Here is a 23572-nt window from a genome sequence, read left to right on the forward strand (position 1 = left end):
GCAGGCAGCACCCGTTCAGGACGGCTTGATTGCAGCCTCGAACGCACGCAACAACTGCTCGGCCGAGTACGGCTTGTTCAACAGCTCTACGCCGGGCTGCGCATCGTCGGCCAGCACCTGGCTGTAGCCGCTGGTCAGCACCAGCGCGATGTCGGGCCAGCGGCGCTTGATGGTGCGGGCCAGTTCCATGCCGCTGACCCCGGGCATGACCACATCCGACAGCACCAGGTCGATGCGCGGCTGGCCGGCTTCCAACAGCGCCAGGGCGCTGATGCTGTCGTGGGCCAGGCAGGTGGCGTAACCCATGTCGGCCAGCAGGTTGGCGGTGAATTCACGCACCTGCAGGTTGTCCTCGACCACCAGGATGCGGCCCTTGGGCTTAACCAGGGGGGCCTCGGGCGCCGCTGCCCGGTCGGGGGCGGGGGCGGCCACCGCCGGCAACGACACGGTGAAGGTGGTGCCCTGGCCGGGGGTGCTCTGCACGCTGATCGCACCACCGGACTGATGGACGAAACCGTACACCTGGGACAGCCCCAGCCCGGTGCCCTTGCCGACTTCCTTGGTGGTGTAGAACGGGTCGAAAATCCGCTCCAGGTCGGCGGCGGCGATGCCATGGCCGTCGTCGGTCACGGCGATGGTGACCTGGTCATCGGTGGTTTCGATGGTGAGGGTGATGGTGCCTTGCCCCTGCATGGCATCGCGGGCATTGACCACCAGGTTGACCAGGGCGGTTTCGAACTGGTTCAGGTCCGCCTCGATGTAGCAGGGCTGCGCGGGGCCCTGCACCAGGACCTGCATATGCGCGCCGACGATGCTGCGCAGCATTTCGGCGATCTGTTCGACCTGATGCAGCACCGGGAACACTTCCGGGCGCAGTGCCTGGCGGCGGGCGAAGGCCAGCAGTTGGCTGGTGAGCTTGGCGGCGCGGTCGGTGGTGTCGAGGATGGCGTCCAGGTAACGCTGCTGGCGCTCTGCGGGCAGCGGCTTGCGGCGCATCAGCTCTGCGGCGTTGCGGATCACCGTCAGCAGGTTGTTGAAGTCGTGGGCCACCCCGCCGGTGAGCAGGCCGATGGCTTCGAGCTTCTGCATCTGGCGCATCTGCGCTTCGGCCGCCTGCAGGTCGCGAGAGCCGGTTTGCACCTGGACTTCCAGTGCTTGGTTGAAGGTGCGCAGTTGCTGCTCGGCGCCATGGCGGTCGTGCACGTCCACCGCGGTGCCGTACCAGCGCAGCAGGGCGCCGCTCTCAGGGTCGCGGTAGGGCTGGGCGCGCACCATGAACCAGCGGTAGCTGCCATCGTGGTGGCGCAGGCGGTGCTCGCTCTCGAACACCTGGCCGCTGGCGCGGGCCTGGGCAAAACCCTGCTCGGCGGCGGCAATGTCGTCGGGGTGCACGCAGGTTTCGGCATACCAGTGGAAAGCCTCTTGCTGGCCGGTTTCGCCGAAATAGTCGTGCCAGCGCTGGTTGAAGAATTCGAAGCGGCCGTTCTGGTCGGCCACCCAGACCAATTGCGGCACGGTGTCGGCGATGGTCTTGAATGCCGATTCGCTCTCGCGCAGGCGGGCCATCATTTCGTGCTGCTGGGTGACGTCCACCGCAGCGCCGAACCATTCGCTGATCTCGCCGTGCTCGTCGAAAATCGGCACGGCCCGCGAGAGGGTCCAGCCGAAGCGACCGTCTGGCAACCATACGCGGTGTTCCAGTTCGAAGATGGCCCGCTCGGCTATGGCCTTGGCGATGGCGGCGAGCACTTTGGGCCGGTCTTGCGGGGGTATGTAGGTTTCGATCCACTGCGGGTCGGGTTGTGTGGCGTCTTGCAGAAACCCCTCGCCGCTGAGTTGATGCATGGCCTGCCAGTCAGGGCTCATGCGATAGATCGCGGTGCTGCTCGCGGTCGCCAGCAAGCGCAAGCGCAGCTCGCTGTCCAGCAGCGCGCGGCCCAATGTGGGAACTGCCGGGGGTTCTGGTCGGCTGTTGGGCATCTGTAGGGGTCCTGAAGTCGAGTGCGTCTGGCGGGCTCCTCAGGTGTGCGCGCCTAGTGATCGAATGTTCAGATTAGCCGCTGCGCCTCGGCCTTGCCGGGATCAGCGCAACACCTGCACCTGCAAAAAAGGGGGCTGCGACATCCGATCCCCTGATGTGGCAAAAAATTCCCTGTGGGATCACGCGGGCCAGTGCCTTGGCGTTTCAACCCAGCTCGCGTGACATCAACCCGTGTTCCTCGCCCCAGGCCTCGAAGCGCTCCAGCAGGCGCCAACCGCGCTTTTGGTAATACGCCTGCTGATCGTGGGTATGCAGGTAAAGGGTCGTGATGCCGGTTGCGCGCGCCTGTTCGCAGATGCCGTCGATCAGTTGCTCGGCCAGGCCCTGGCCACGCGCCTGCGGGGTGACGAATACGCAGGCCAGCCAAGGGCCGAGGTCGGGGCGCTCGGGCAGGTCGTCAGTGGCCAGCGCGGCGCTGCCCAGCAGCTGGTCGCCGTCGAGGGCGATCAGGCAGCGCCACTGGCCATTGTACTGGCCATCGGAGAATGCCTTTTGCCAGTCGGGCAGGGGCATGTCGGCGAATTCGTAGTGGAACTGCTGGTGCAGCCATAGCGCCAGGGTGTCGCTGTGCTGCATGTGGTTTTCGAGCCAATCCAGGCGGAGCATGGGCATTCCTTTCAAGTGAGGCCTTGTTGCAGGCCAGGGGTACCGGCGCTGGGGCGCTCGCGTATGATGGCGCACTTTTTGGCCCGGGCGCCAATGCCAGGCCTGTTCCCCCACGCGAGTAAGGACACCTCTATGCGCGAGCGCAAATCGGCACGGCTGCTGGTCATCAACCCGCAGCAACGGGTGCTGTTGTTCAGGTTCGTGCACACGCAAGGCGCGTTGGCCGGTGACGATTACTGGGCTACACCGGGCGGCGGGCTGGAGGCCGGCGAGAGCTTCGAGGCAGCGGCCATTCGCGAGTTGCGTGAAGAGACCGGCATCGTCATCGATGCGGTGGGTGAGTCTATCGCCGAACGCCGCTTCCCGCTGGTGCTGCCCAGCGGCGAAGAGGTGCTGTCGGTGGAGCGCTATTTCATCGTGCAGGTGGTGCAATGCGCGCTGTCCAACGCCGAGTGGACTGCAAACGAATGCGCGGTGATCGCTGACCATCGCTGGTGGTCGGCCGAGGAGCTGCGGGCGACCACCGACACCGTGTGGCCGCAATGGTTGGTTGGCAAACTGGAGGAAGAGGGCGTGTTTGCTCCGGCGCCGGAACTTACGACAGCGCCGCAAACACCGAGCCGGTAATCCGCTCGCTCAACAGCTCCAGTGCCCGCAGCCCCGCCAGCGAATTGCCCGCGGCATTGAGCGCCGGTGACCACACGCAGATGCTGTAGCGCCCCGGCACCACCGCGACGATGCCGCCGCCCACGCCGCTCTTGCCGGGCAAGCCCACCCGGTAGGCAAAGTTGCCGGCCTCGTCATACAGCCCGCTGGTGGCCATGATCGCGTTCACCTGCTGCGCCTGGCGCGCGCTCAGCACTTGCTCGCCGCTGTTGGGGCACAAGCCGTTGTTGGCCAGGAAGGCGAAACCACGCGCCACGTCGACGCAGCTCATCGACAGCGCGCAATGGTGGAAGTAACTGCGCAGCACCGCGTCGACATCGTTGTGGAAGTTGCCGAAGGCCTGCATCAGGTAGGCCATGGCCGCGTTGCGCGCGCGGTGCTGGTATTCCGACTCGGCCACCACGCTGTCGCTGACGATCTTCGGGTTGGCGGCCAGGCGGCGGACGAAGTCGCGCATCGACAGGGTCGGGGTGGCGTAGCGTGACTGGTTGATGTCGCAGATCACCAGGGCGCCGGCGTTGATGAACGGGTTGCGCGGGCGGCCCTTTTCCACCTCCAGCTGCACCAGCGAGTTGAACGCCTGCCCCGATGGCTCGTAGCCCAGCCGCGACCAGATGCCTTCGCCGCTGTGGTTGATCGCCTGGACCAGGCTGAACACCTTGGAGATGCTCTGGATCGAGAACGGCGTTTGCGCGTCACCCGCGCAGTGCAACTGGCCGTCCAGGCCCTGCACGGCGATGCCCAGCTGGCGCGGTTCGACCTGGGCGAGGGCGGGGATGTATTGCGCCACCTGGCCTTGTTCGAGCAGGGGGCGGACGTGGTCGAGGATCTCTTGCAGAAGTGCTTGCATCGGGGGACCTGGGGCGAAAGGGCAGCGCTTGCGGGAAGTCCTGATAGACGCAGGCCAGCGGCTTCGGAGCACATCGATTGCGTCAAGCGCCGCCAGCCGCTAAAGTCTCGCCCCAGGCGTTCGCTGCGCCCGCGGTCCGCGCGAAGGGGTTGCCCAGGCACAGCACGGTTTCTTTACATTCCAGCTCCCGGCTTGTCGGCGGACCGAGCCCCACAAGGAGTTGGCATGCCCGCCATTCATGCATCCCGCCATCACGGCCTGATCGACCTGCCCGCCTTGCGCAAGCGCGCCAAGCGTCTGCTGAAAACCCTGGACGACGAAACCCGCGCCCAACTGCGCGCCCTTGGCTTGCCCGGGCCCGAGTACCGGCTGGCCGACACCCAGTGGCTGGTCGCCCGCGAAGCCGGCTTCCCCAGTTGGCCAAAGCTCAAGGCCCATGCCGATGCAGTCGATTTCGCTGCCCGCCACCCTGGTTTTGCCGCCGACGGCGAAGCGCAGGTGCAGCATTGGCGCTGCGGCAACGATATCGAGCACAGCCTGCGCATCGCCGGGTTTACCGGTGCCTTCCACATGTTCGACGACCCCATGGTCATGGGGCCGGTGCCGGCGTTGCCGGAGGCGGCTTACTGGCAGGTACGTACCGAGTATGTACTGCGGGCGTTCAAGCTCCCGGCGCAGGATATCGAACAGCGCCAGGCCAGGCAGCGCGCAGCATTGGCGCAGTTGAACAGCGACAGCGAAATGGTCCTCTGGTGCGAGGCGGACGCCTACGACCAGTTGTTCCTGATTCGTGTACTGGCCAGCCTGCCGTGCCTGCCGCGCCGCCTGGAACTGATCGAAACCTGCCAGGTCCCCGGTGTGCAGCGCTTCATCGGTATCGGCCAACTGGCCCCTGATGTGCTGGCCTGGCTGTGGCCACAACGGCGCACCCTCGGCGAGGACGCCTTGGCCCTGGCGCGGCAGGCCTGGGCCGCCTACACCGCACCAGACCCGCGCGCCTGGGCGCAGCTTGCTGGCCGCCCGCATGCGGTCCTGCCGCTGCTGCAGGGAGCGCTGGCGCGCCAGCTGCAGGAACTGCCCGGTGCCGAGGATGGCCTGAGCCTGACCGAGCGCTTGACCCTGCGCATCCTTGCGCGCCTGGGCGAGCAGCCGGCGGCGCGGGTGTTTGCCGAACTGATGGCGCACGAGGAACCGCTGCCTTACCTGGGTGACATGATGTTCGGCGTGCTGCTGCGCCCGTTGATCGACAGCCCACGGCCATTGCTGCTCGAAGGCGAGGGCGCCAGCTGGCAACAACGTCCGTTACGCCTTACGGCGCTGGGTGAGCAGGTGCTGGGCCGGCAGGCCAACTGGCTCGACCAACAGCCGGCCGAGCGCTGGGTGGGCGGGGTGCGGATCGCTGCTGGCCAGGCGCCCTGGGTAGTGAATGAGGCAGGGCAGGTGTGGCAGCGATGAACACTTGAGTTCGCAACGCCGCGCGTCGTCGCTTTTCAAGCGTCGACACCGCGGCAAAATGCGTCGCGAGCAGCAAACGTTTTCCCCTTGCAGCGGTTGTGGTTACTGCGCCGCTACGCGACTCCTTGTATCCTTGCCCATGGCCAGGAATGCGCCTTGTGCCGTTGCCTGCAGGTAATGGCAGCCAGCTTGAGAATTCGGAATCTCCATCAGGTACTGACGTGAAGCGTGACATCCACCTCGTTGTGCTCTTGCTACTGGTTATTGGTTGTTCGCTGGCATCGCTGACCCTGTGGAAAGTCATGGCTTCCCGGGAGCGTGCGCTGGAGGAGGTGAACGTCCACGGGCTGAACCTGACCCAGGCCCTGTCGACCTATTCCGAAGGCATCGTGCGCCAGAGCTCGTTGTTGCTGCTTGGCCTGGTCGAGCGCCTGGAGACCGAAGGCAGCGGCCCGGCGCAGATCGAGCGGCTCAGAACCCTGGTGAGCCGTCAGCAGCCGCTGATGCCGCAGCTCAGCGGCGTCACCATCTACGACAACCAAGGCCGCTGGCTGATGTCGTCCAACCGGCCGATCCCGTCGGGTGCCAACAGCAGTGACCGGGCCTATTTCATCCATCACCGCGACGATCCTTCGCGCGAGCCTTTCATCGGCCTGCCGATCCGCAGCCGCTCCAACCAGGAGTGGGTGATCACCATCAGCCGCCGTTTCAATGACGCCGATGGCGCGTTTGCCGGGGTGGTGGCCGTGACGCTGGGGGTGCAGAACTTCCTGAGCCTGTTCGGCCAGATCGATGTCGGGCAGGAAGGCGCGATCGGCCTGTCCTATACCGACGGCTCGATGCTGGTGCGCTATCCCTTCCGTGAGCAGGACATGGGGCGCAACTTCGCCAAGTCGCCGATCTATGCCAAGTACCTGGTGGAGCAATCCGTGGGGACTGCATCGTTCACCTCAAGCCTCGATGGCGTCGAGCGGTTGTATGCCTTTCGCAAGAACGACCGGCTGGGGCTGGTGACCACGGTCGCGGTGGGCAAGCACGAAGTGCTGGCGGCATGGAAGCTCGAGGCGCTGGTGTCGCTGCTGGTGGTGGCCGGCCTGTTGGGCCTGACGGGCGTCATCGGCTGGATGCTGATCCGCGATATCCGCCGCAGGACCGCCGTGGAGGGTGAGCTGCGGGTCACCCAGCAACAGTTGCTGGACTCCAACCAGCAGCTCGAACGCCTGGCGATGAACGATGCCCTGACGGGCCTTGCCAACCGCCGCTGTTTCGATGAAACCCTGGCGCTGGAAGTACAGCGCGCCCAGCGCCAGGGCACGAGCCTGGCGTTGCTGATGATCGATATCGATTACTTCAAGTTGTACAACGACACCTACGGGCATGTTGCCGGCGACGCCTGCCTGCGCGAAGTCAGCCACGTGCTGCAGGCCTGTGTCCGGCGCGCCGGTGACCTGGTGGCGCGCTATGGCGGTGAGGAAATCGGCGTCATCCTGCCCAACACCGAGCGTGATGGGGCAGAGGCGGTGGCACGGCATGTACTCGAGCGGCTGAGCCAGCGCAACATCGAGCATCGCACCAGCCCCTTTGGGCAGGTTACCGTGAGCGTCGGCATTGCCTCGGTGCCGGGGGCGCAACTGCACAGCGGCCAGGCCTTGATCGACGGGGCTGACCAGGCGCTGTACGGCGCCAAGGGTACGGGCCGCAATCGTGCGGCCTGTGCCTGAGTCGCAACCCTCACTTGCCGCTGACCATCCGCGTCCACAGCCGTGTGCTCAAGCGCATGCCCGCCGGTGACAGGGTCTGGATCGGGAACAGCGTATCGAGCACTGCCTGCGGTAGGTACACCGCCGGGTTGTCGCGCAGCGCCGGGTCCACGTAGGGCAGCGAGGCCGCGTTGCCGTTGGGGTACTTCACCGCGTTGCTGATATGCGCCATCACCTGCGGGTCGAGCAGGTAGTTCAGGTAGGCGTATGCGGCATCCAGGTGCGGCGCGGCCTTGGGGATCACCACCATGTCGACGGCGACCGTCGAGCCTTCGCGCGGGATGCTGTAGCCCAGGTGCACGCCATTGTTGGCCTGCTGCGCGCTGCTCATGGCCTGCAGCACATCGCCGCTGAAGCCGATGGCCACGCAGATATTGCCGTTGGCCAGGTCGCTGACGTACTTGGACTGGTGGAAATAGCTGATCGACGGGCGGATCGCCAGCAGCGCCGCCTCGGCCTTCTTGAAGTCTTCAGGGCTTTGGCTGTGCGGGTCCAGGCCCAGCACCTTGAGGGTGATCGGCAGGATCTGCGTGGGGTTGTCGAGGAAGGCCACGCCGCAGGCGCTGAGCTTCTTGATGTTCTCTGGGTTGAACAGCAGTTGCCAGGAGTCGGTGACGTCGGTGCTGCCGAAGATCGCCTTGATCTTGTCCACGTTGTAGCCGATGCCGGTGGTCACCCACATGTACGGGATCGCGTGGCGATTGCCGGGGTCGCTGGCCTCGAGCAGCTTCATCAGCTTGGGGTCGAGGTTGTTCCAGTTGGGCAGCTTGCTGCGGTCCAGCTCCTGGATGGCGCCGGCCTTGATCAGCCGTGGCAGGAAATGGTTGGACGGGCTGACCAGGTCGTAGCCACTGCCGCCGGTCATCAGCTTGGCTTCGGTGGTTTCGTTGCTGTCGATCAGGTCGTAGGTGGTCTGGATGCCGGTGCGCTGGGTGAACACCGCCAGGGTGTCGTCGGCGATATAGCTGCTCCAGTTGGCGATATTGACCGACTCGGCTGCCTGGGCGGCGAGGCTCAGCAGCGCGGTGGAAGCGATGGCCATGCAGGTGGGTCTGATCATCTTGCCCTCTCTTGTTGTGATTGTGCGCAAGCGCTTGGGTTTATCAACGTTCCAGACGAGCCCGACGCACTTCCCAGGCCATGCGCAGGGAAGCACCGATGTCGAACAGCGGCCGTGGCGGCAGGTAGCCGGGGCGGGCCTGGGCCAGCACATCGGTCAGCAGCGGCGAGGTTTCGCCCGTGGCCATCTCGACCAGCAGCCGGCCCCACAGGGTGCCGCGGGCGACCCCCGAGCCATTGCAGCCGGCGACCGCGTACAGGCCTTCATCGACCCTGGCGAAGCAGGGTTCGCCGGAGCGGGTGCCGCTCAGATGGCCGGTCCAGGTGTATTCGAGGTCCTGGGCGTTTAGCCCTGGGAAGCGCTTTTGCAGCCCGTCCAGGTGTTCGTGCCGGCGGGCCTGCAGCTGTGCCGGGCTGAGGTCGCGGCAGCGGTATTCGACGGTGTTGCGGATCAGCAGGCGCCGGCCCGGCAGCAGGCGCAGGGTGGCGCCGCCCGGCAGGCTCGACAGCACGCCCCAGGTACGTTCGCCGAACTGTTGTTGCCAGTGTTCCTCGGTCAGGGGGCGGGTGATGCTGGCGCTCAGTTCCAGGGGGAAGGTGCCGCTGTGGTGCACCCCCACGCGGGGCAGGAAGGCGCCGACACAAGCCAGTACTCGGGTGGCGCTGACCTGGCCGGCCTCGGTGCGGGCCTGCCAGCCGTGCTCGCCCCGGCGCAGGCTGAGCACCGCGCTGTTTTCGTACACCTGCACGGCCTCGGGCAGCTGGTCTGCCAGCCCCCGCACATACTTGGCCGGTTGCAGCAGGGCGTTGCCGCCGGCGCAGTGGATGGCGCGGGTGTAGAAGCTGCTGCCCAGGCGTTGGCGCAGGGCGTCACCTTCCAGGTAGTGGGCGCTGGCACCGACCGCTTCGAGGGTCTTGAGCATGGCGTCGACCTGTTGCAGGTGCGCCGGTTGGCTTACCGCGAAGTGGTAGCCGGCGTCATCGTATTCGCAGGCAATGCCCAGTTCACTGATGCGCTGGCGCACTTCCTGGCCTGCCGCCACACCGATGCGCGAGGCCACGGCGAAATCGGCGAAACCGGGCTTGCCCAGCAGCTCGCTGGATGCCGGCTTTTCATGGCTGACGGCGAACCCCGAGTTGCGCGCCGAGGCGCCTTGGGCAACCCGCTGCCGGTCGAGCAGCACGATGCGTTGCCCGGGGAAGCGGGCGGCCAGGGTGTGCGCCGCAGCCAGGCCGGTGATGCCGCCACCGATGATCAGCCAGTCGGCGGTGCGGTTGCCGTTCAGGCGTGGATGCGCGGCGGATTCGCCGGCCAGCGCGATCCATCCACAGCGGTTGTCGATTGCCATCAGCTCCTCCACAATCAATGCGCACGGTTTATCGGTGTTGTGCCTGGGTGCGCCTGTTGGGCCTAATCTACGAGGGCTGTGGGTATGTTTCTAACGCAAATAATTCATTCAGCCATTCTCAAAACGCATGGATAAAATTTTTCGTGTGCCCTCGCTGCAAGCGCTTCAGGCGCTGATCCAGGTGGCGGATTGCAGCAGTTTTACCGAGGCCGCCCGGCAGCTGCACCTGACCCAGAGCGCGATCAGCCGGCAGATCCAGCAGCTGGAGGAGCACTACGGCGTGGCGCTGTTCGACCGTACCAGCCGCAAGGTGGCGCTCACCGACCAGGGGCGCGATGTGTATGCGGTGGCGAGCGAGTCGATGGCCGCGCTGCGCGCCCTGGCGCAACGCCTGTCGCCACCGCCGATGGACCGCCCGTTTCGCATTCGCATCTTCGTCTCGCTGGCCGTGCGCTGGCTGCTGCCACGGCTGAGCAGTTTCTATGCGCTCAACCCGGCGCTGAGTTTGTCCATCGAGACCGTGAGCGGCGAGGTGGTGGACACCAGCGGCGACTGCGATGCCTATGTGCTGTACCTGCGCGAGGGGCTGGACGAGCGTCCGTTGACGCTGTTGTTCGACGAGTATCTGCTGCCGGTCTGCGCGCCTGTGCTGGGTGACGGCCAGCCACCACCCGGGTCATTGGACGCGCTGGAAGGCCATGCACTGATCCACGGCTCGACCGCGCGCCACGAATGGAACCTGTGGTTGCAGGCGCACCAGGGCCAGCCCGAGCGGGCCTATCAGCACCTGATGTTCAACCTCGATGACTTGGCGTTGGATGCAGCAGCCCGTGGCCTTGGCGTGGCCATGAGTGACCGGATGCTGGCGCACGATGCCCTGGCCCGGGGCGACTTGATCGTGCCGTTTGGTGAGCCGCTACGCACCGGTGGTGTGTATGCCCTGTGGTTGCGCGACAGCGGGGTGGCGCACCCGGCTTGCAAGGCGGTGCTGCAGTGGTTTCAGACGCAACTCGAGCACACCCGGCCTGGCCCGCTCTAGTACGCGGGCCGAGCCTTTACCCGAAAGCTTCTGTGAGCTGCTGGCTCCAGCCCCGCAGAGCCCTTGAAAATGGATGCCCACTCGATCCTTGCCTTCACCCTGGTCGCCGCGATCGCCATTGCCAGCCCTGGCCCCGCAACGCTGATGGCGATCAATAACAGCCTGGCCCACGGGCAACGCAGCGCGGTGTGGTCGTCGCTGGGCAACGCCAGCGGGCTGTTCTGCCTGTCGGCGGCGGCGATGCTGGGCCTCGGCGCCTTGCTGGCCAGCTCCGAATGGCTGTTCAACGCGGTGAAGATCCTCGGTGCCGGCTACCTGTTCTACCTGGGCGCCAAGCAGTTGCTGAAGAAAAGCCCGATGCTGGTGGACGGCCTCGAGGAGGGCGCGAAGAAGGCCAGCCCCACGCCCAGCAAACTGTACAAGTCGGCGTTCCTCACGGCGGTGACCAACCCCAAGGCGACCATGTTCTTCACTGCGCTGTTCCCGCAGTTCATCGACCAGGGCGCCGCGTTGCTGCCGCAGTTCCTGATCCTCACCAGCATCTTCATGGCGTTGTCGCTGGCGTCGCTGAGCCTGTATGCCGCGCTCGCCACCCGGGCCAAGGGCGTGCTGACCCGGCCGGCGCTGTCGCGCTGGGTGAGCCGGGTGGTGGGGACCACCTTCATTGGTTTTGGCGCGGCGATTTTGACCATGCGCCGGCAGGGAGTGTGAAGCAGGGGCTGCTGTAAAGCTCAGGCCACGGGCGTCGACACCGTATTGACGCCCTCCAGCGTGGCAAAGGAAATGTCCTTGGCCGTGAGCAGGAAATCACTCATGTAGGGCACTTCGAGCATGTCGCTGCGAACCGCCGCGTACAGCGTGGCGTGCAGGCCTTGCTCGCCCAGGCGTTTGGCAATCACATAACCGCGCAAGGTGTACTCATGCACCGCCCAGTTCGGCAGGCAGCAAACCCCACGGCCGCTGGCCACCAACTGCATCATCATGATCGTCATTTCTGCGGTGCGCACCTGGGCCGGCTCGATCTCGGCCGGTTCGATGAAGCGGGTGAAGATGTCCAGGCGGTTGCGCTCGATCGGGTAGGTGATCAGGGTTTGGCTGGCGATATCGGCAGGTTCCACATAGGGCTTTTCACGCAGGGCATGGTGCTTGTCGATGGCCAGCATGGCTTCGTAGCCGAATAGCGGCACGTAGGTAATGCCGGGCAGGGGGATGGGGTCGGAGGTCACCACGAGGTCGAGGTCCCCGCGTTCCAGGGCCGGCAGCGGCGCGAACGACAGCCCCGATGCCAGGTCCAGTTCAACCTCTGGCCAGGCGCTGCGAAATTCATCCAGCGAGGGCATCAGCCATTGGTAGCAGCTGTGGCACTCGATCGCGATGTGCAGCCGGTCGGCCGTGCCGCCAGCCAGTTTGCCCAGGTTGCGTTCCGTGGTGCGGATCAGGGGCAGTACCTGGTCGGCCAGTTGCAGCAGCTTGAGGCCGGCGGTGGTAAAGCGCACCGGCTTGGACTTGCGCACGAACACGGGCATGCCGAGGCGGTTTTCCAGCTCGCGGAACTGGTGCGACAGCGCCGACTGCGTGAGGTGCAGGCGCTCGGCGGCGTCCGGCAGGCTGTCCGTTTCGCGCAAGGCATGCAGTGTACGAAGGTGTCTCAAATCGATCATGAGCAGAAGGCAAAGCCTCAAGCCGCGCCAGGCGCGGCGAGGTTGCAATAGTTTCCTTTGAAATACAGCAAGGGTTGCGTAGCCGAGGCTTCATGCAGCTTCAACGCTTTCACTTCGCCGATGACGATCAGGTGATCGCCGGCCGCGTGCTCGGCGTGAATTTGGCAATCGAGCCAGTGCAGGCTGCCGGCGATGACCGGGTTGCCCAAAGGCGACGCCTGCCATTGGACGCCATGCCACTTGTCCGTGCCTTTGCGGGCGAACCGGTTGGAAATCCCAACCTGCTCACCCGACAGGATGTTCACCGCAAAGCGACCCGCCTGGCGCATGCCGGGGTAGCTGGCCGAGCTGGCCATCACGCTGAATGACACCAGCGGCGGGCTCATCGACACGCTATAGAACGACTGACAGGTGAAGCCGAGCGGCTCGCCATCGATGTGCGAGGTGATGACCGTGATACCGGAGGCGTAGTGCCCGAGCGCTTCGCGAAAGCGCGAGGGCTCGATGGCAGTGGTGGAAAGTGACATGGTAGGACCTGACGTTTACCTGCCTTCAATTGGCCAGGAGTTCTCTGCGGACGATTTCTGCGCCTGCGCTCAAGGCACCCAGCTTGCCGCGGGCGACCTGACGAGGCAGAGGGGCCATGCCGCAGTTGGTGCACGGGTAGAGCTTGTCGGCATCGACGAACTGCAGTGCCTTGCGCAGGGTATTGGCCACTTCCTCAGGTGTTTCAATGGCGTGGTTGGCCACGTCAATGGCGCCGACCATCACTTTCTTGCCGCGGATGAGCTCGATCAGGTCCATGGGGACATGAGAGTTGTGGCATTCCAGCGAGATGATATCGATGCTGGATTTTTGCAGCTTGGGGAAGGCCTCTTCATATTGCCGCCACTCTGATCCCAGGGTCTTTTTCCAGTCGGTGTTGGCCTTGATGCCATAGCCGTAGCAAATATGGACGGCGGTTTCGCACTTGAGGCCTTCAATGGCCCGTTCCAGGGTGGCAACCCCCCAGTCGTTTACCTCGTCGAAGAACACATTGAATGCCGGTTCATCGAACTGGATGATGTCAACACCGGCAGCTTCCAGCTCTCTGGCTTCCTGGTTGAGGATCTTGGCGAATTCCCAGGCCAGTTTTTCGCGGCTTTTGTAGTGGTTGTCATACAGCGTATCGATCATGGTCATGGGGCCTGGCAGCGCCCATTTGATCGGTTGCCCGGTTTGCTGACGCAGGAACTTGGCATCTTCGACAAACACTGGCTTTTGCCGCGCTACAGCACCCACCACTGTCGGTACGCTGGCGTCATAGCGATCACGGATGCGCACGGTTTCACGCTTTTCGAAATCAACGCCGCTCAGGTGCTCGATGAAGGTAGTTACAAAGTGCTGGCGGGTTTGCTCGCCGTCACTGACGATATCGATGCCGGCGTGTTGCTGCTCCTGCAATGACAAACGCAAGGCATCCTGTTTGCCTTCGATCAATGCCTGATCTTGCAGTTTCCAGGGTGACCAGAGTGTCTCGGGTTGTGCCAGCCAGGAGGGCTTGGGCAAACTACCTGCCGTCGAGGTGGGTAACAGCTTTTTCATGAAGGATGACCTTGTATTTCTGAAAAGTCAGGCAGCGTAGTTGGCGGACCACTGCTCAAGTATCGAGTGATAAGGTTTGATGAAGTGTTCCTCGACAAAGCGCCCTTGCTCGATAGCCAGCCGGCTACGTTCCTCTCGGTCGTAGACAATACGCGTCAGCGAATAATCTTCATGCTTCAAGCTGGGCTGGTAGGATTTCCCAGCCGCAGAATTGGCATTGTAGATTTCGGGACGGTAGATCTTCTGGAAGGTATCCATGGTGCTGATGGTGCTAATCAGCTCAAGGTTGCTGTAGTCACCGAGCAGGTCGCCGGAGAAATAGAAGGCCAGTGGTGCCACACTGTTCGGCGGCATGAAGTAACGCACCTTCATGCCCATTTTGGCGAAGTAGTCATCGGTCAACGAGTGTTCATCTTGCTGATATTCATAACCCAGTACCGGGTGCTGGTTTTCAGTGCGATGGTAGGTCTTGCTGCTGGAAACGCTTAGGCAGATGACAGGCTGCTTGGCAAAGTGCTCTTTATAGGTTGTTGAGCTGACGAAGTACTTGAATAGCTTTCCGTGCAGTTCTCCGAAGTGCGCTGGGGTGCTGAACGCTGGCTGGTTTTTATTGTGCCCCAGGAGCAGCACGCTAAAGTCGTAATCGCGCACGTAAGACGAAAAGTTGTTCCCCACCATGCCGGCCGTACGTTCGCCGGTTTTTCGATCGACTATCTGTGTTTTCAACAGTTCGATCAGCGGCAGGCCGTTGTCGGCGCTTTCGGCATCGATATTCATTTCGACGGAAATGATTTCAAGCTCGACGCTGTAACGATCCCCATTTGGATTGTCCCAGTGCGCCAAGGCATTGAAGCGGTTGTCAATCATCCGCAGGGTGTTGCGCAAGTTTTGCTGACGACTCGCACCCCTCGCCAAGTTGGCGAAATTGGTCGTGAGGCGGGTATTTTCGGAGGGCTGATAATTTTCGTCGAAGCGAATGCGCTTGATGGAAAATTCAAAATCCGTTTTCACCATGATCGGGGTCCCACTCAAATATTCATAAACAGTGCAATTGGCATGCATTTTATGTGGCGGTACTGAGCGAGTGGAACTGAATTGATTTCACAAGCCCTTTAGTCGCGCTCATGACTGCTGCGCTGCTCAATACGACCAGCAAGGCAGAACAGCATGGGGCGATGCAGTGAAAGGCGGCTTTGGGTCGATAACGCAGCTTCCAGTGGCCTTCTGGCGCAAGGGGTCGATACTTCTCTGTACAGGCGTGCGCGCTGCGGGTTTCGCGCACTGCGGGAGGTGGTAGATGAACAAGTTATCGATTGTAGGTGCCGGCATGGTGGGCGAGGCGGCGGCCCAGGTCATCGCCCGGGAAGAGTTGTGCCGCGAGTTGATGTTGATCGATGTGCAGGGCGAGTTGGCGCAGGGCAAGGCGCTGGATGTGTGGCAGGCGGCCATCGAGTCGGGGTCCGATACCCGGCTGCTTGGCGGAGCCGATGCCGAAATGCTGCAAGGTTCCGAGCTGGTGGTGATTACTGCGGGCGTGCCGCGCAAACCAGGGCAATCGCGTCAGGATGTGCTGAGCATCAACCTGCCCATCCTCGACAGCATCCTGCTGGATATCAGGCACCATGCACCGGCGGCGACCTTGCTGGTGGTGTCGAACCCGGTCGACGTGCTGACCTATCGGGCCTGGTCCCGCAGTGGGCTGGGGCGCGACAAGGTGTTCGGGCAGGCGGGGGTGCTGGATACCGCGCGCATGAAGTGTTTCATCGCCGAGCAAACCGGGTTTTGTGCTCGCGACATCACGGCGCTGGTACTGGGCGGCCATGGCGACAGCATGGTGCCGCTGATGCGCTACTGCGCGGTCGGTTCGGTGCCTTTGTCCCAGTTCCTGTCAACCGAACAGATCGAGCGGATCGTGCAGCGTACTCGCCAGGGTGGCGGCGAGATTCTGGGCTTGAAGAAGCTGGGAAGCGCCTGCGATGCTCCCGGTGTGGCCATCGCGCAGATGGTCGATGCCATCGCCAATGGGCGCAACCGCATTTTGCCGACGGTGGCGATCCTCGACGGCGAGTACGGGCGAAAGGATATCGCGATGGGTGTGCCCTGTGTGCTGGCAGAGTCAGGGATCAAGCGCGTGATCGAGCTGCCCCTGGATGCGCAGGAGCAGGCGATGTTCGATCACTCAGCCGACCAGGTGATGCGCGACATTGCAGAAATGAAAGCGATGTAAGCAGGTGAACGCATCGCAGCCCGCTCAGGCGCCGCCCTTGGCCTGCTGTTCCAGGTGCAACTGCAAGGTCGGATCGAGTTGCAGTGCGCTGGCCAGTTCGTCGAGGTAGGCCCGCTCTGCGTCCTGTTGGTCATCCACCAGCATCACGCTGGCCAGGTACATCTCCGCGGCCATGGCCGGGTCCCGGGCGGACTGGGCCACCTGCATGGCATCGAGCGGCCTGCTGACTTCCTCATCCAGCCATTGCTGAAGTTGCGGGTCGCTGGTCTGACGTTTGATTTCGGCGTAGATCAGCTGTTCTTCCTGTTCGTCGATGCGGCCGTCCGCCTTGGCGGCCGCAATCAGCGCGCGCAGGATGGCATGGCTGTGGTCCTCGGCCTCGGGGCCGGACAATTGATCGACAGTACGCAGCGCCTGTTGCGGGGCTGCCGCCTGGCTGCGTTGCCAGCTTTGATAGGCCTGGAACGCCATCATGCCCAACGACGCCAGGGCCGCGTAATTGGGGCCACCTGCAGAGCGCCCCTGGCCAGCGCTGCCGCCGCCACCCAACAGGCCGCCCAACAAACCACCCAGGCCGTCGCCAGCCGAACTGCTGCCGCCGCCAAGCAGGCCGCCAAGCAAGCCACCCAAACCGCCCAGGCTGTCTTGCGCTGAACTGCCGGCGTTCCCTTGTTGCGCTCGCGAGCTTTGCCCGGCCCGGAGTAACTGCTCGAGCAGATCACTGGTGTTCATGGCGCCGCCCTCGGTTGGTAGTGGTTGCCCAGACAGCAACGATAGCCCTCTCAAGGCGATCTGCCATGACCGCCTGACCGATGGGAAAGCCGAGGGTAATGCTCAGGTGGACTTGCGCTGACGCGAACGTTGATATCGGTTAAAGCCGATCTGTATCGCTGCTGCCACCAGGCACAGCAGGCCGATTTTCAGCGTCGGGTCCATGGCGTAGTGTTCGCACACTTTGCCCACGGCAATCACGCTCACGAAAATGGCGATCGGTAACAACAGCTTTTGCATCCCATACTCCTGGCATCGAGTCTTCAAGACTTCTGTGTGGTGGGCGAGGGTAGCGCGTTGCCGACAAACAAGCAGCAGTGCCGTGCAGCGCTTGCCGTCGCCGACGGTGCTGCAGGCCGGTATGATGGCGCCTGTGCATCAAGCCCGACCTACCCGGACAACCCAATGAACCGCCAGAAAAAGATCAAGCAGCTCCTTAAAGCCCACGCGAAAAAGGCCAGTGCCAAGTTGGCGCCGCGCAAGCCCAAATACATCTGCAAAGCCGACCGGGCAAAGCTGGCGGCTGAAGCCGGCGCCCTGGCTGATGCCAGCGCCGAGAGCTGATCCTGCCCCTGCGCGGCAGATCATCCGGCTGACGCAGGCCCGCTGATGGGCCTCAGCCCGGCAGCACCATCACCATCTCGTGCCAGGCCATGCCGCCATGGTCGGAAGCCGAAGGCTTGACGTATTGATAGCCCATGCGCGCATACAGCTCGACATGGCGCTCCTTGCACATCAGGTGAAGGGTGCGCTTGCCCATCGCCTGCATGCGCTCGACGAAGGTGCGCATCATCAGGCTGGCGTAGCCTTTGCCCTGGTGGGCCGGGTCGATCACCACCGACATGATCACGGCGTTGGGCGCCGCGCTGTCATGGCCCACCAGCTCTTTGAACGCCTCGTCGGACATCACCACCTGGTGGGCGCAGCCACAGTTGATGAAGCCGATCACTCGCCCCGCCAGTTCCATGATCAGGAAGCCTTGTGGGTACTGGGCGATGCGGGTGGCGATCTTCTCGCGGGTGGCGGCTTCGTCGCCTTCATAGGCGCTGATTTCGATTTCGAAGCAACGGTCGACGTCGACAGGGGTGGCGGTGCGGAAGGCGGGGAGGGGCATGGCGGTCTCGGGTAAAGAATCAGAGGCCGCCATGATAGAAAATGCAGCGCAAGGGTGCTGCATTGTTTTTCAGCCATTACGGGCGCGCAGCGCCTGCGCCTGGCCCAGGCGGTACTGGTTGTCGCCGCTGCGCTTGGCTTCGTACATCGCCAGATCGGCAACATGGATCAGTTGGTCGCGGGTCTGCCCGTGATCGGGGAACAGGGCGATGCCCAGGCTGACGCCGACCCGCTGCAACCTTTCGCCCAGGCGGATGGGGGCCTCCAGCGGCAACAGCAACCGCTGCGCGATCACCCGAGCCTCGTCCTCGGGGGCGCGCTCGGCCGATAGGCCTTCCAGCACGGTGACGAACTCGTCGCCACCCAGGCGCGCCACGCTGTCCGAGTTGCGCAGTGCCTCGTGCAGGCGGGCCGCGGTGGCCTGCAGCACCTGATCGCCCGCTGCGTGGCCAAGGCTGTCGTTGATCGCCTTGAAACCGTTGAGGTCAATAAATACCAGTGCAACGCGGCTGTGGCTGCGCCGGGCCAAGGCCAGGGCACCCTCCAGGCGCTCCTCGAACACCAGGCGGTTGGGCAGGCCGGTCAGCGGGTCATGGTGTGCCAGGCGGTGCAACTGGTTGGCCCAGGCTTTCTCCTCGGTGATATCACGCACCACGCCCATCATCTTTATGGGCGTGCCACGTTCGTCCTTGACCACGTTGCCGGTCTCGCGCAGCCAGTGCAGCGTACCGTCCGGCCAGACCACCCGGTATTCCTCGTCGTGGTTCTCGCCGGTTTCGATGCAGCGCAATTCGCCGGCGCGCACATGGGCGCGATCGTCCGGGTGAACCGCGTTGCAGAACAGTTCGTAGCTCGGTGTCACTTCGTTGGCCGAATAGCCGAACATGGCGTAGATGGCGTCAGACCAGTACAGATGGTTGGTGTCGATGTCCCAGTCCCAGGTACCGATACGGGCGAAATACTGGCTGCGCTGGAAGCGTTCGGCTTCGGCCAGGATCGGACGGATCAGCAGCCATTGCCTGGCATTGGCCGTGCCTTGCTGGCTGATGTATAGCGCGCGCGGTTGGCCATCGTCACCTGTGACCTGCACCGAGCCGGCTGGCGTGGCCAACTGCGGTAGACGTTCTTGCAGGCGCAGGCCCAGCAGCGGTGTGTTGGCACAGCCAAGCAGTTCGGCCGCGGCCGGGTTGTGCCAGCACACCCGGCCATCACGGGCCAGCTGCACCATGCCCACGTCCAACCCTGCCAGCAGGGTGCGGTGCTGCTGGCGCTGGCGATGCAGCAGCCACAGCAGCGCCAGGCTGGGCAGGGTGGCGAGCAGGATGACGAACAGGCTAATCATCGGGCAGCGACTGATCCAAGTGGCTAGAAAATAGCTGCATTATGCCCATCTGATGATGGCGGTTCGCCAACAAAGGTTATCAACCCTGTTTCACAGATCCGGCTACTCCGGATTACCCGCCCGAAGTTGCGCCGCATCGACCTTGCACACCGCATCGCGCAATATCCCAATCAATGACTGCCGCTCCAACGGCTCCCATTGTGCAACATCGCTCTTGCGTGCCACTTCATTCCCCTGGGCAAAGGACTGGGAGAAATACACCCGGCCGAATTCTGCCATTTCGTCCCGCTCGCAGTTGATCACCCGGGTCGCCCGTGAACTGCGGATTACTGGAGGTTTATCGCTGGGGGCGGGTGCGAGGTAGTTGTTGATCAGGTAGAACTGGCGCAAATTCCGATTGCCCTTGTACAGGGCGACGGAATGGGCGTCGAAGTAGGTTGCAAGTTCGGCGTCCGCTAGCAGTTTGAACATGCCTGCCGGGGGCTTGGCCGGTGCTTCGGCCACGGCTTTCTGCTGCACGGTGTCGTGGGCGCATCCGCCCAGCAGCAATACTGCAGCCAGGCATGGCAGGCGCTTCATCGTGGGGTTCCTTGCGCCACATCCGGGCGTTCCTGCTGCAACAGACGCTCATCGACGCTGCCCTGCAACGAACAGAGCAAGCGGGTCTTGCCGTCCTCGACGCTGAGCATCAGCAGCTTTTCCGCAGAGCCCGCCGCCGGAGCGATCCCCTCGGCAGCGGAATTATTGTCCTGCCAGGCGGAATCGGCGTTCAGCTTGATCCGCGGCCTGGAAATGAAGTACTCACCGGCCTCCTGCCAGTTGGCCTGCGGCAACTTGGCCATGACTTGCTCGCGGCTGGCATCGATTTCGAAGCCCCAGAAGTAGTAAGTGCCTTGCGCGCCCAGGTCCATGACCCGGTCGTAGTAGCTGGTCAGGCGCAGGCCCTGGTCGTCGACAGCGGTGGTGAAGTGCTGGAACGCGGTGTCGAAGTCGCGGCGGTCCGCCACCGGCAGCCAGGCCAGGCCGCGCTGATCGTCGCGGGCCAGCTTGACGGTCTTGCCCAGGTCGGCGCGCTGAGCGTACAGGTGCTTGAAGAATGACGGCTCACACGAGACCAGGCTTTCGCTGAGGCCGCTGGCCAGTGCATTACCGGAACACATTGCGAGGAAAAGGGGCAGGAGCGCTTTGCTGCAGGAGAAGGATAAAAGGCGACGCATGTCCATTGCTTGGAGATTCCTGGTGGCGTGAAAGGACGCGATTTTAATAGCGTCAGGACGCTGTTACAAACTCAGAAGCTACCAGCCTTGCGCATGCGGCCCTGGCCCCGCCAATGCCGGAAACAGCGGCAGCACCTCTTCGGCCAGCTCCTGAATCACCTCCTGCGCCGGGCGCCGGGCCATCTGCACGCCCAGTGCCGCATGGTTGACCCCGGCCCCGCGCCATTCCCTCAGCAAATCGACCAGCCCGTGGCGCCCGGTGCGCAACACATAGCCGCCTTGCTGCGGCGTACGCGGGTAGTGCGGGTCGTCGTCCAGGTCGATCCACTCATTGGTCATGTGCGGACGGAAGCCGCCGCCGGGGATCGCCGCGCGCCAGGCGCGGATCTTTTCGGCCAGGCGGCGTGGGCCGAGGCTGTTGTGGGTGGCGTCGGGGTAGGTAAGCCAGCCGTCGGCATGCTCGCCCAGCCATTGCAGGCTCTGGCGCGACGAGCCGGTCACCACCAGTGGGATGCGCCCGCTGACGGGCCTGGGCAGCAGCCGGGCAGCGCTGAGTTGCCCCAACGGTGAGTCGATCGGCCCGGGGTGCTCGGCCAGCAGCCGGCGGAAGTAGTCCACGCTCTGCGCGAAGCGTTCGCCACGGCTGTGATGGTCAATCCCGTAGGCGGGGAACTCTACCGGTCGGTCACCCGAGGCGATGCCCAGCACCAGGCGCCCGCCTGAAAGGCAGTCGAGGGTGGCGGCGCCCTTGGCCAGGTCGATGGGGTGGCGCAAGGCGAAGATCGCGCTGCCGGTCACCAGGGCGATGCGCCGGGTGTGGGCGGCCAGGTAGGCCAGGTAGGTGAAGGGGTCGAACACCTGCCCGGCGTCGCCGAAGGCCGGGTCGAACAGCGGCACGTCGCGCACCCAGGCTGCGGCGAAGCCCAGCCGGTCGATCTCGCTGACCAGTTGCGCCTGCCCTTGGAGTACCGCCATGTCGCCGTCATAGAAGCGCAGCGGCAGGAAGATGCCCAGGGTCAGTTGGTCGGGGGCGAACATGCGCCGGTAGCCGGGGTGATGGGCGAAGGCGGCGGCATTCGCGCCGCAGGGGGTGGTGTGCATGACCGTTCCTTGGTTGATTAGGGGCTTCATGGGCCGGTGGCCGGGGCGGGCAGGCGCAGGCCGCGCTGCACGGCGGGGCGCTGGTCGACCTGCCGGTACCAGCGGTTGAGGTGCGAGTGGCTGCTGAAATCGAAGCCCACCAACGCTGCGATATGCAGCCAGGCGAAGGTGGCGATGTCGGCGATCGAATAGGCTTCGCCAGCCAGCCACGGTCGGCTGGCAAGGTGCTGGTCGAGCGTGGCGAAGGTGCTCTCGGTAAGGTGGCGATAGCGCTGGATTGCCGCAGGGCAGGGCGTGGCCTCGAAGCATTCGAAGTGCACGCGCTGGCCAAGCAAAGGCCCCATGCTGGCGCTGTGGTACATCAGCCAGGTGATCGCTGCCCAGCGTGGCTGCGGCTGTGGGGCAAGCAGCTGGCCACTGAGCTGCGCCAGGTACAGCAGAATGGCGGCAGACTCGAACAGCACGATATCGGCGCTGCGGTCGACCAGTACCGGGATACGGCCTGCCGGGTTGAGCGCGAGAAAGCCCGGTTGCAGGTGCTCGCCGTGCTCGATGTTGACGTGCTCCAGACGGTAGGGCAGGCCCATTTCTTCGAGGGCGATGGTTATCTTGAAGCCGTTTGGCGAGCTGTCTGTGTAGAGGACGAGGGTGGGGTCGTGCATGCTGGATACCTCAGGGAAACTAACGTAAGTTGTTTGGCCTGAGCGCTATCCTATGCATGCTGGCGTGAATACAGAAACGATAGCTTTAGCATCTAGCATTAGATTTTCTAAATAGAGGAATCCCATGGGGGCCGTTCTGCCACTGCTCGCTTTGCGCGCTTTCACCGAAGCCACCCGCCTGGGCAGCCTGAAAGCTGCCGCCGAGCACATGGGCGTCACCCCTGGGGCCATCAGCCAGCAAATCCGCCAGTTGGAGGACCGCCTCGGCGTCACCCTGCTGACCCGCAGCCGCCATGGCCTGCAGCTGACCGAGGCGGGGGCGAGCCTGTACCCCGGCCTTTCACGCGGTTTCGGCCAGATCGAGCGTGCGCTGCTCGACCTCGAGATCCAGACCAACGCCAACACCCTGACCATCAGCACACAGCCCTCGTTCGCCGCCAGTTGGCTGGTGCCACGCCTGGCCAGTTTCAGCGCGCAGCACCCCGGCATCGAGGTGCGCGTGGAGGCGACGGCGCGGCTGGTCGACCTGCAGCGCGAGCGCATAGACATCGCATTGCGCCATGGTTTGGGCGATTACCCAGGGCTTGTGTCGAAAACACTGCTGTCGCCCGCGTTACTGCCAGTTGCCAGCCCCGCTCTGCTCGCCAGCGGGCCGGCACTGCACGCCCCTGAAGATTGCCTGCAGTACCCGCTGTTGCAGGATGCCGAGCGCGCAGACTGGGCGCTGTGGTTGCAGGCCCACGGCATCGAGCCCGACCACCGCAGCCGCCGCGGGCCTAGCTTTGACGAGGACCTGCTGTTGCTGCGCGCCGCCGCCAGCGGCCAGGGTATCGCCCTGGTGCAGGCGCAGCTCGCCGAAGAGGACCTGCGCAGCGGCAGGCTGGCGGTGGCCGTGGAGCGGCCCTGGCCGTCACGGTTCGCCTACTACCTGGTCGCGCGCAAGGAGACCCTGAAACGCCCGCAGGTGCGGGCTTTCATAGACTGGATCGAGGGGCAGCTTGCAACCGGGCCAAGCTGAAAGTGGCAAGAACGGCCGGGAAGCCCGGCTGTCAGTTGCGCATCAACCGCA

At 64.1% G+C, this 23572-nt stretch carries 25 protein-coding genes; 8 read left to right on the top strand and 17 right to left on the bottom strand.

Features of this window, described 5'->3' with window-relative positions:
- Positions 1-15 precede the first annotated feature (15 nt).
- Together ACQ4N9_RS10155 and ACQ4N9_RS10160 are read right to left on the bottom strand one after the other, a co-directional pair.
- Positions 16-1980 (bottom strand): hybrid sensor histidine kinase/response regulator, encoded by a 1965-nt coding sequence (locus tag ACQ4N9_RS10155; protein ID WP_390967843.1) that lies wholly within the window; start codon positions 1978-1980, stop codon positions 16-18.
- Between the two features lie 205 nt (positions 1981-2185).
- Positions 2186-2647: a GNAT family N-acetyltransferase gene (locus ACQ4N9_RS10160; RefSeq protein ID WP_390967844.1), complete on the bottom strand. Its 462-nt coding sequence runs from the start codon at positions 2645-2647 to the stop codon at positions 2186-2188.
- A 132-nt stretch (positions 2648-2779) separates the two neighbouring features.
- On the opposite strand from ACQ4N9_RS10160, the gene ACQ4N9_RS10165 reads away from it, so the two are divergent.
- Positions 2780-3274: an NUDIX hydrolase gene (locus ACQ4N9_RS10165; RefSeq protein ID WP_390967845.1), complete on the top strand. Its 495-nt coding sequence runs from the start codon at positions 2780-2782 to the stop codon at positions 3272-3274.
- On the opposite strand, the gene glsB is transcribed toward ACQ4N9_RS10165, so the two are convergent.
- Positions 3243-4163, bottom strand: coding sequence for a glutaminase B (gene glsB / locus ACQ4N9_RS10170; protein WP_347150245.1), 921 nt, complete (start codon positions 4161-4163; stop codon positions 3243-3245). The genes ACQ4N9_RS10165 and glsB overlap by 32 nt on opposite strands.
- A gap of 225 nt (positions 4164-4388) precedes the next feature.
- Between glsB and ACQ4N9_RS10175 the strand changes: the two genes are divergently transcribed.
- Entirely contained in the window at positions 4389-5618 is a 1230-nt protein-coding gene (locus tag ACQ4N9_RS10175; protein WP_390967846.1) for a DUF1835 domain-containing protein, read from the top strand.
- Positions 5619-5839: 221 nt separating this feature from the next.
- Positions 5840-7339 (top strand): sensor domain-containing diguanylate cyclase, encoded by a 1500-nt coding sequence (locus ACQ4N9_RS10180; protein WP_390967847.1) that lies wholly within the window; start codon positions 5840-5842, stop codon positions 7337-7339.
- A 10-nt stretch (positions 7340-7349) separates the two neighbouring features.
- Here the strand turns inward: ACQ4N9_RS10180 and ACQ4N9_RS10185 are convergent, their stop codons facing one another.
- Both ACQ4N9_RS10185 and ACQ4N9_RS10190 read right to left on the bottom strand, forming a co-directional pair.
- Positions 7350-8438: a polyamine ABC transporter substrate-binding protein gene (locus ACQ4N9_RS10185; RefSeq protein WP_390967848.1), complete on the bottom strand. Its 1089-nt coding sequence runs from the start codon at positions 8436-8438 to the stop codon at positions 7350-7352.
- Positions 8439-8481: 43 nt separating this feature from the next.
- Positions 8482-9780: an NAD(P)/FAD-dependent oxidoreductase gene (locus ACQ4N9_RS10190; RefSeq protein ID WP_390967937.1), complete on the bottom strand. Its 1299-nt coding sequence runs from the start codon at positions 9778-9780 to the stop codon at positions 8482-8484.
- Positions 9781-9913: 133 nt separating this feature from the next.
- Here ACQ4N9_RS10190 and ACQ4N9_RS10195 point away from each other — a divergent pair, with 133 nt between their 5' ends.
- Together ACQ4N9_RS10195 and ACQ4N9_RS10200 are read left to right on the top strand one after the other, a co-directional pair.
- Positions 9914-10825, top strand: a complete 912-nt coding sequence (locus tag ACQ4N9_RS10195; RefSeq protein ID WP_390967849.1) for a LysR substrate-binding domain-containing protein — start codon at positions 9914-9916, stop codon at positions 10823-10825.
- Between the two features lie 69 nt (positions 10826-10894).
- Entirely contained in the window at positions 10895-11536 is a 642-nt protein-coding gene (locus ACQ4N9_RS10200) for a LysE family translocator (RefSeq protein WP_390967850.1), read from the top strand.
- A gap of 20 nt (positions 11537-11556) precedes the next feature.
- Here ACQ4N9_RS10200 and ACQ4N9_RS10205 read toward each other — a convergent pair whose 3' ends face one another.
- The 4 genes from ACQ4N9_RS10205 to ACQ4N9_RS10220 are packed head-to-tail and all read right to left on the bottom strand — an operon-like array spanning position 11557 to position 15084.
- Positions 11557-12486: a LysR family transcriptional regulator gene (locus ACQ4N9_RS10205; RefSeq protein ID WP_110993640.1), complete on the bottom strand. Its 930-nt coding sequence runs from the start codon at positions 12484-12486 to the stop codon at positions 11557-11559.
- A 17-nt stretch (positions 12487-12503) separates the two neighbouring features.
- The gene (locus tag ACQ4N9_RS10210; RefSeq protein WP_390967851.1) at positions 12504-13013 is read right to left on the bottom strand and encodes a flavin reductase family protein; all 510 of its coding nucleotides are present in this window, start codon (positions 13011-13013) and stop codon (positions 12504-12506) included.
- A 25-nt stretch (positions 13014-13038) separates the two neighbouring features.
- Complete coding sequence (locus tag ACQ4N9_RS10215; protein WP_390967852.1) at positions 13039-14070, bottom strand: methionine synthase; 1032 nt, start codon at positions 14068-14070, stop codon at positions 13039-13041.
- Positions 14071-14097: 27 nt separating this feature from the next.
- Positions 14098-15084, bottom strand: a complete 987-nt coding sequence (locus ACQ4N9_RS10220; RefSeq protein ID WP_390967853.1) for a DUF1852 domain-containing protein — start codon at positions 15082-15084, stop codon at positions 14098-14100.
- A 283-nt stretch (positions 15085-15367) separates the two neighbouring features.
- On the opposite strand from ACQ4N9_RS10220, the gene ACQ4N9_RS10225 reads away from it, so the two are divergent.
- Positions 15368-16297 (top strand): malate dehydrogenase, encoded by a 930-nt coding sequence (locus ACQ4N9_RS10225; protein ID WP_390967854.1) that lies wholly within the window; start codon positions 15368-15370, stop codon positions 16295-16297.
- Between the two features lie 24 nt (positions 16298-16321).
- Here ACQ4N9_RS10225 and ACQ4N9_RS10230 read toward each other — a convergent pair whose 3' ends face one another.
- Positions 16322-17029 carry a tellurite resistance TerB family protein gene (locus ACQ4N9_RS10230; RefSeq protein WP_390967855.1) on the bottom strand — a complete coding sequence of 236 codons (708 nt, stop codon included), beginning with the start codon at positions 17027-17029 and terminating at the stop codon, positions 16322-16324.
- Positions 17030-17131: 102 nt separating this feature from the next.
- A complete protein-coding gene (locus tag ACQ4N9_RS10235) occupies positions 17132-17308 on the bottom strand; it encodes a hypothetical protein (protein ID WP_190306049.1) in 177 nt (58 codons plus the stop codon).
- 165 nt (positions 17309-17473) lie between these two features.
- Between ACQ4N9_RS10235 and ACQ4N9_RS10240 the strand changes: the two genes are divergently transcribed.
- Entirely contained in the window at positions 17474-17632 is a 159-nt protein-coding gene (locus ACQ4N9_RS10240) for a DUF2986 domain-containing protein (protein WP_125463570.1), read from the top strand.
- A 52-nt stretch (positions 17633-17684) separates the two neighbouring features.
- Here the strand turns inward: ACQ4N9_RS10240 and ACQ4N9_RS10245 are convergent, their stop codons facing one another.
- The 6 genes from ACQ4N9_RS10245 to ACQ4N9_RS10270 all read right to left on the bottom strand — a co-directional run bounded on the left by ACQ4N9_RS10245 (position 17685) and on the right by ACQ4N9_RS10270 (position 22503).
- On the bottom strand, positions 17685-18182 hold the full coding sequence (locus ACQ4N9_RS10245) for a GNAT family N-acetyltransferase (RefSeq protein ID WP_390967856.1): 498 nt from the start codon (positions 18180-18182) through the stop codon (positions 17685-17687).
- Between the two features lie 69 nt (positions 18183-18251).
- Positions 18252-19523, bottom strand: coding sequence for a diguanylate cyclase domain-containing protein (locus ACQ4N9_RS10250; protein WP_390967857.1), 1272 nt, complete (start codon positions 19521-19523; stop codon positions 18252-18254).
- A gap of 102 nt (positions 19524-19625) precedes the next feature.
- Entirely contained in the window at positions 19626-20102 is a 477-nt protein-coding gene (locus ACQ4N9_RS10255) for a surface-adhesin E family protein (RefSeq protein ID WP_390967858.1), read from the bottom strand.
- A complete protein-coding gene (locus ACQ4N9_RS10260; RefSeq protein ID WP_390967859.1) occupies positions 20099-20746 on the bottom strand; it encodes a hypothetical protein in 648 nt (215 codons plus the stop codon). The genes ACQ4N9_RS10255 and ACQ4N9_RS10260 overlap by 4 nt, the downstream gene beginning before the upstream one ends.
- Before the next feature lie 72 nt (positions 20747-20818).
- Entirely contained in the window at positions 20819-21841 is a 1023-nt protein-coding gene (locus tag ACQ4N9_RS10265) for an LLM class oxidoreductase (RefSeq protein WP_390967860.1), read from the bottom strand.
- A gap of 26 nt (positions 21842-21867) precedes the next feature.
- Complete coding sequence (locus tag ACQ4N9_RS10270) at positions 21868-22503, bottom strand: glutathione S-transferase family protein (protein ID WP_390967861.1); 636 nt, start codon at positions 22501-22503, stop codon at positions 21868-21870.
- A gap of 124 nt (positions 22504-22627) precedes the next feature.
- Between ACQ4N9_RS10270 and ACQ4N9_RS10275 the strand changes: the two genes are divergently transcribed.
- Positions 22628-23521 carry a LysR substrate-binding domain-containing protein gene (locus ACQ4N9_RS10275; RefSeq protein ID WP_390967862.1) on the top strand — a complete coding sequence of 298 codons (894 nt, stop codon included), beginning with the start codon at positions 22628-22630 and terminating at the stop codon, positions 23519-23521.
- The last annotated feature ends 51 nt before the right edge of the window (positions 23522-23572 follow it).

It is taken from the genome of Pseudomonas sp. ES1, from assembly GCF_050586605.1.
In the GTDB taxonomy this organism is placed as follows: domain Bacteria; phylum Pseudomonadota; class Gammaproteobacteria; order Pseudomonadales; family Pseudomonadaceae; genus Aquipseudomonas; species Aquipseudomonas sichuanensis.

Coding starts and splice junctions, on each gene's coding strand:
- ACQ4N9_RS10155 (WP_390967843.1), bottom strand. CDS start 1,980: ATGCCCAACAGCCGACCAGAACCCCCGGCAGTTCCCACATTGGGCCGC.
- ACQ4N9_RS10160 (WP_390967844.1), bottom strand. CDS start 2,647: ATGCTCCGCCTGGATTGGCTCGAAAACCACATGCAGCACAGCGACACC.
- ACQ4N9_RS10165 (WP_390967845.1), top strand. CDS start 2,780: ATGCGCGAGCGCAAATCGGCACGGCTGCTGGTCATCAACCCGCAGCAA.
- glsB (WP_347150245.1), bottom strand. CDS start 4,163: ATGCAAGCACTTCTGCAAGAGATCCTCGACCACGTCCGCCCCCTGCTC.
- ACQ4N9_RS10175 (WP_390967846.1), top strand. CDS start 4,389: ATGCCCGCCATTCATGCATCCCGCCATCACGGCCTGATCGACCTGCCC.
- ACQ4N9_RS10185 (WP_390967848.1), bottom strand. CDS start 8,438: ATGATCAGACCCACCTGCATGGCCATCGCTTCCACCGCGCTGCTGAGC.
- ACQ4N9_RS10195 (WP_390967849.1), top strand. CDS start 9,914: ATGGATAAAATTTTTCGTGTGCCCTCGCTGCAAGCGCTTCAGGCGCTG.
- ACQ4N9_RS10200 (WP_390967850.1), top strand. CDS start 10,895: ATGGATGCCCACTCGATCCTTGCCTTCACCCTGGTCGCCGCGATCGCC.
- ACQ4N9_RS10205 (WP_110993640.1), bottom strand. CDS start 12,486: ATGATCGATTTGAGACACCTTCGTACACTGCATGCCTTGCGCGAAACG.
- ACQ4N9_RS10210 (WP_390967851.1), bottom strand. CDS start 13,013: ATGTCACTTTCCACCACTGCCATCGAGCCCTCGCGCTTTCGCGAAGCG.
- ACQ4N9_RS10215 (WP_390967852.1), bottom strand. CDS start 14,070: ATGAAAAAGCTGTTACCCACCTCGACGGCAGGTAGTTTGCCCAAGCCC.
- ACQ4N9_RS10220 (WP_390967853.1), bottom strand. CDS start 15,084: ATGGTGAAAACGGATTTTGAATTTTCCATCAAGCGCATTCGCTTCGAC.
- ACQ4N9_RS10225 (WP_390967854.1), top strand. CDS start 15,368: ATGAACAAGTTATCGATTGTAGGTGCCGGCATGGTGGGCGAGGCGGCG.
- ACQ4N9_RS10230 (WP_390967855.1), bottom strand. CDS start 17,029: ATGAACACCAGTGATCTGCTCGAGCAGTTACTCCGGGCCGGGCAAAGC.
- ACQ4N9_RS10235 (WP_190306049.1), bottom strand. CDS start 17,308: ATGCAAAAGCTGTTGTTACCGATCGCCATTTTCGTGAGCGTGATTGCC.
- ACQ4N9_RS10240 (WP_125463570.1), top strand. CDS start 17,474: ATGAACCGCCAGAAAAAGATCAAGCAGCTCCTTAAAGCCCACGCGAAA.
- ACQ4N9_RS10245 (WP_390967856.1), bottom strand. CDS start 18,182: ATGCCCCTCCCCGCCTTCCGCACCGCCACCCCTGTCGACGTCGACCGT.
- ACQ4N9_RS10250 (WP_390967857.1), bottom strand. CDS start 19,523: ATGATTAGCCTGTTCGTCATCCTGCTCGCCACCCTGCCCAGCCTGGCG.
- ACQ4N9_RS10255 (WP_390967858.1), bottom strand. CDS start 20,102: ATGAAGCGCCTGCCATGCCTGGCTGCAGTATTGCTGCTGGGCGGATGC.
- ACQ4N9_RS10260 (WP_390967859.1), bottom strand. CDS start 20,746: ATGGACATGCGTCGCCTTTTATCCTTCTCCTGCAGCAAAGCGCTCCTG.
- ACQ4N9_RS10265 (WP_390967860.1), bottom strand. CDS start 21,841: ATGCACACCACCCCCTGCGGCGCGAATGCCGCCGCCTTCGCCCATCAC.
- ACQ4N9_RS10270 (WP_390967861.1), bottom strand. CDS start 22,503: ATGCACGACCCCACCCTCGTCCTCTACACAGACAGCTCGCCAAACGGC.
- ACQ4N9_RS10275 (WP_390967862.1), top strand. CDS start 22,628: ATGGGGGCCGTTCTGCCACTGCTCGCTTTGCGCGCTTTCACCGAAGCC.